The sequence below is a fragment of the Planctomycetia bacterium genome, assembly GCA_034440135.1.
Taxonomy (GTDB): domain Bacteria; phylum Planctomycetota; class Planctomycetia; order Pirellulales; family JALHLM01; genus JALHLM01.
Genome location: JAWXBP010000475.1, coordinates 1 through 4,672 on the forward strand (window position 1 = coordinate 1; position 4,672 = coordinate 4,672).

Annotated in this window: 6 protein-coding genes; 3 read left to right on the top strand and 3 right to left on the bottom strand. The window is 60.3% G+C overall.

What is annotated here, in order from left to right:
* The 3 genes from SGJ19_27055 to SGJ19_27065 form a co-directional block, all read right to left on the bottom strand.
* A partial coding sequence (locus SGJ19_27055) for a hypothetical protein (protein MDZ4783924.1) occupies positions 1–198 on the bottom strand: 198 nt, incomplete at its 3' end.
* The gene (locus SGJ19_27060; protein ID MDZ4783925.1) at positions 195–584 is read right to left on the bottom strand and encodes a hypothetical protein; all 390 of its coding nucleotides are present in this window, start codon (positions 582–584) and stop codon (positions 195–197) included. The genes SGJ19_27055 and SGJ19_27060, both read right to left, overlap by 4 nt.
* Positions 585–1,431: 847 nt before the next feature.
* A complete protein-coding gene (locus SGJ19_27065) occupies positions 1,432–2,442 on the bottom strand; it encodes a DUF4394 domain-containing protein (GenBank protein ID MDZ4783926.1) in 1,011 nt (336 codons plus the stop codon).
* A gap of 172 nt (positions 2,443–2,614) precedes the next feature.
* On the opposite strand from SGJ19_27065, the gene SGJ19_27070 reads away from it, so the two are divergent.
* Genes SGJ19_27070 through SGJ19_27080 form a run of 3 tightly spaced genes read left to right on the top strand, consistent with a single transcriptional unit; the run spans position 2,615 to position 4,595 of the window.
* A complete protein-coding gene (locus SGJ19_27070; protein ID MDZ4783927.1) occupies positions 2,615–3,190 on the top strand; it encodes a DUF4864 domain-containing protein in 576 nt (191 codons plus the stop codon).
* A complete protein-coding gene (locus SGJ19_27075) occupies positions 3,187–3,783 on the top strand; it encodes a sigma-70 family RNA polymerase sigma factor (protein ID MDZ4783928.1) in 597 nt (198 codons plus the stop codon). Before SGJ19_27070 ends, SGJ19_27075 begins: the two co-directional genes overlap by 4 nt.
* Positions 3,780–4,595 (top strand): anti-sigma factor, encoded by an 816-nt coding sequence (locus SGJ19_27080; protein ID MDZ4783929.1) that lies wholly within the window; start codon positions 3,780–3,782, stop codon positions 4,593–4,595. The genes SGJ19_27075 and SGJ19_27080 overlap by 4 nt, the downstream gene beginning before the upstream one ends.
* The last annotated feature ends 77 nt before the right edge of the window (positions 4,596–4,672 follow it).

Sequence of the window (4,672 nt, forward strand, 5' to 3'; positions counted from 1 at the left end):
ATCAAAGTCCTCAAACGTATGGCCTACGGCTACCGAGACGACAACTACTTCTTTCTCAAAATCCGCCAGGCTTTCCCCGGAATTGGGTGAAGAACCCTTAAAAATGAGGGCGCGTTCGAGCTTCTCCGATGCGGCGAAGGCCTCAAATATTTCGTCGAGTACCAACGACTTCCAGGCGGCAAATGCAGCGGAATTCATGGGATTTTGACGAGCCATTCTTCGTCAGTTTTTGAGTAGTCCAATCCCGGGAGTAGAGAGATCTCGGCGAATTCGCTGTTTCGGGCAATTTTTTCACGCACGACTTGAAGGGTGCGCCGGAGAGCGATTCCCGGCGCGTGTTGCATGAGCTTGAACATGACGGCGGTGCGTCTAGCAGTCGCCGGGTAGTTCATTCGCTCGATGTAATCCGCCAGGCGCTCTTCATTGATTCCGCCCAATTGAAATGCTTCGTGCCAGGCCTCGAAAACAGTTTCCGGACCTCCGCAGTGAAACGGCTTGTAGAGCGTATCAAGAAGCGTCTGTTCTAAAGTAGTAATGCGAATGTTCGTCCGCGGTCCCATCGCACGTTGCTGCACGCCAGGCACGAGCCGCGCGGCTCGCTCGGCAAGGTAGTACGGCGTTTCCGCGAAACGAAAGAGGAGTTTTCCAAGTTGTAAGGTCCTTGATCGACTCTCGGGTACGGATTTCGCTTTATCCACGCTCGAAGGTGCGCTCGCTCGTGTAGACTTCTGCAAGACCGCGACGTGGTGATGCGCCACAGGTTGAGTGGTCAACGAATGAAACGCCACAGCGCTAAAATAGCAAATAACGCCTTGGGGACATGCGGCCATCAGTAGCTCGGGGGACTCCAGGGCACGACCTGCCGATCCGCCGAACTCCAGGATGTAAATTGTCAGGTCCTGGGCCTTGAGTTCATGCAAGATGCCCAGTTCGGACATCCAGGCAATAAGCGATCGATTCGATTGCTGGGAACGCAATTCGGCGGCAGCGAGTTCGTCCCGCACTTGGCGAAAGATTTGCTGAAGCGAGGACTTAGTCCAGCAGCGGGTCGTGGGCCAATCGACTGTGGGAGCCGCAAGGCGTGCGTTCAGTGCCGCGAGAAAGGCCTTGCCGTAGGCGACCTCGCGTTGCAACTTGGAGGTGTTTCCTTGGGACACAAGTCGGCCTTATCCAACCCGGAAGTCAACAATTTATGCATAAGCTGCCAGTCGCGAGGAAAACATTAACCTATGTTGCTGACGTAAACGATAAGCTTTGCTAGCAAAGCTTATCGTTTACGTCAGCAAAAGTCAAGCGACAAACGCGAAACAGGCCGCAAATGCGCAAAAAAAACCCGCGGCGCGGCCGCTTCCCGATCTTGCAGTCGGGTTGTGTCCGCGCCGCGTTTCGTTGGTCCGCGCCGCGTTTCGTTGGGCGAGAGGGAGCGGTCCCTCAGCGTCCCCTGCGAGCGTGCCGCGCTGCGAAGGCGCCTCCCATCGTCAGGGCGATCGCCAACAGGCCGAAGGTCGATGGTTCTGGAACCGCCGTCAGGCCGTGAATGGCGCCCGGCACTTCGCCCAGGAACGTCCCTGCGCCGGACGTGAGGTTGATGGAGTACAATCCGGACGTGTTACCGCCGGCGTTGAAGATAGCGAAGGCGTTGCCGGAATCGGAGACGTCGAAGCCGCCGATGTCAGTGGCATCGAAACCCAAAGGGCCGATCGTTCCCAGCGTGCCCACGTTGTTGGCTTGCGTGACAAGGATATCGAGATCGGTGTCGATGGCTCGCAGTTGCGTGGCCAATGTGCCCGCCACGTTTTGATCGTAAGCGTGATGCACGACGTGCGGATCGGCGGCGGCATTCACATCGCCGACTGCAAAGAAGACCGGCGTGGTGGCTGCAACGTTGGCGTCGCCGGTGATTGGATTCGCCACGAAGTTCTGATTCGCGTCGCTGACGATGCGGATGCGATCAATCTGCGGGTTGAAGTCGAAGCCAAAGCTCGATCCGTCCAGTGGATTGGTGAAGCCTGCACCGACGACGGTCGCGAAGCCTGTGTTCGGCCGAATTGTAAGCAGGCGATTTTGATTGCTGAGGGCGAGCAGCTCGCCTGTAGCAGGACGCCGGTCGATGCCCCACAGCGATTCGCCGTCGGCGAGGCCGGTGATGGCCACGCTGCTGACCGTGCCGGGCGTCGCACTGTCGAAGATCACCAGACTCTGACCGTTGGGCGTGCCGCCGAGGCCAACCAATTTCTCGGCGTTCGCGGTTTCGCCAGCTGAGCCCATCAACACGAGCGCCGTCAGGGCGCAGAACCAGCGCAGTCTCATCTCTGTTGCTCCAAGTATGTCGATGTTGCCTCGGTAGGTGCGCAGTGCGATCGAAGACCAATTGCAGTACTGGCCGAACCGATGCAACCGCGCCCGCAGGAAGCTACGAACGCCGTCGAGCAGCGGATTCATGTTTTCTGCAAGTGTGGTGGAATCGGCTCAAGTTGCTCCAAACCATGCCCATGAGACAGGGCAATTGCTTGACCACTTTCCGCGCGACGTCTAGTCTGGAGAAGTTCTGAAATCCGCCCAACTCGGCGTGGAACTCGGCGTCGCGTCAGTCATGTTACCTCAATCTCTCTTGATGCGTTGCTTGTTGCTGGCTGCGCTCTGCGCTGTCGGCTTCGCAATCGGCACGAGATTGATGATGCTTTCCGCGCCGCCGGCGACGGATTGGCAGGCGTTGCGGGCCGCCACGCCGCTGACGGCGCCCCATCCTGAATTGCAGCCCGAGCAGGTCGTCGCATTGCAAGTGGCGGCGCTGCGAGCGTTTCGCACCCGGGACGCCGCATTGCTGCAATGTATGGCATTTGCCTCGCCTTCGAATCGCTCCGTCACCGGCAGTCCGGCTCAATTCGCCGCGATGGTCCGTGGGCCCAAATATCGGGCGTTGATCGATTGCGAGAAATCGCTGATCGGCAGTCCTACGATCATGGGCGACCAGGCGATGGTGCTGGTCACCGTGATTGACGGTTCACATCGCGCCAGCGTGTTCCGCTTTTTCCTCACGAAGCAGGCGAACCCGCAGTACCAGGATTGCTGGATGACCGATTCCGTGACGCCCGACGCCGAAGCGCCGGCGACCGACGATTCAGGTTCAGACGTCGTGAGCCGCACATTTCCCAGCGAAAGCGGACGATTGGTTCGCTGTCTCGCATGACCACATCGTTCGACGACGCACCGACCGACGACGAGCTGATGGCGGCGATTGCGCGCCGCGACGTGGCGGCGTTCGAGGTGTTGTACGATCGTTATTCGCCTTTGTTATATGGACTTTGCCTCCGCATTCTGCGTCAACATGGCGACGCCGACGCCGTGCTCACCGAGGTTTTCTGGGAGATTTGGCAAAAGGCCGAACGGTTTGATCCGAATCGAGTTACCGCCCGTAACTATCTTGTCACCGTGACCCGCAGTCGAGCTGTGGATTGGCTCCGGGCCGCCGCGACGCGCACGCGGAAGGAAGATGAAGCAGGGAATTTGCGGTCCATCACAGGCCGCCATCGGGACGCCGACACGGATCCCGCCTTCCGGTTGTCGCATCGGGAAGACGGCCAACGCGTCCGAGTCGCCCTGGCCGAGTTGTCCGAGACGCAACGCGAGACGTTGGGATTGGCGTTTTACGAAGGCCTCACGCATGTGGAAATCGCGGCGCGGCTGGAGATTCCCTTGGGCACGGTCAAATCAAGCATCCGGCAAGGATTGATCAAGCTGCGGAATGCGTTGGCGCCGAGCTTCGCGGAAAGGAACCGATGAACTGCGCCGATTGCGAACGCCTGCTGCCGGAATTCGCCTCAGGCGGACTTGCGCCCGCGGAGTCGGCCGATGTGCGTCGTCACCTCGCGACCGAATGCCAACAGTGTAACGCGGAGCACGAGCGTTGGCGTGAATCGTTCTCACTGTTCGCGCTGGCTACGCCGCTGGAAGCGCCGCCGTCGGGATTGCGTAGCGCTCTGTTGGATCGTGTGCGAGCGGACGCGGCAAACATGACGGATGGCGGTCGCATTGCGGTCGCGCAGCCGCTGCCCTCAGGTCGGCGGATCAACTGGCGGGCTTTCATCCCGTATGCTGCGGCGACGTTGTGCGCGGTGCTGGCCGGCGTGGCTGCGGTCCGCCTGGCGGATCACCAGGTGGCGAATCAAGCTGCGCTCGAACAGGACTTTCAGCGTCGCATGGCCGATGCGCAGAAGCTCTTTCCCACGGCCGAACTCCGTCGCGCGTCGTTAGGAAAAGTCGGCGGGCACGGGGAGGTTGACGGGCAATTGGTTTTCGACTCCGTGGCGGGTGAAGTGCATTTCTACGCCGACAACCTGGGTTTCCCCGCCACGGATTCTCACTTCGAACTCTGGCTGGTCGACGCCGCGGACCATTGGACGTCGATCGCCTACCTTCAGCCGGCAGCCGACGGAAGCTGCTCGGCGTTGTTGCGGGCGCCGGCTGGCCTCACGGAGATTGTCCGCGCGGTCGTGACGGAAGAACCGGACCGTGTCGTAATGGACGCCGCCGCCAGGAAGCCCGTTGGTCCAGAACGCATGGTGGCCGACTTTGGCGCCGGCGCTGCCGACTAGGCGCCGCATTTTCTGAGCGCGGATTTGCGCCCCTGTCGTGCGCGTGCCACGGGCAAGTTAGAATGCCCTCATGCTAG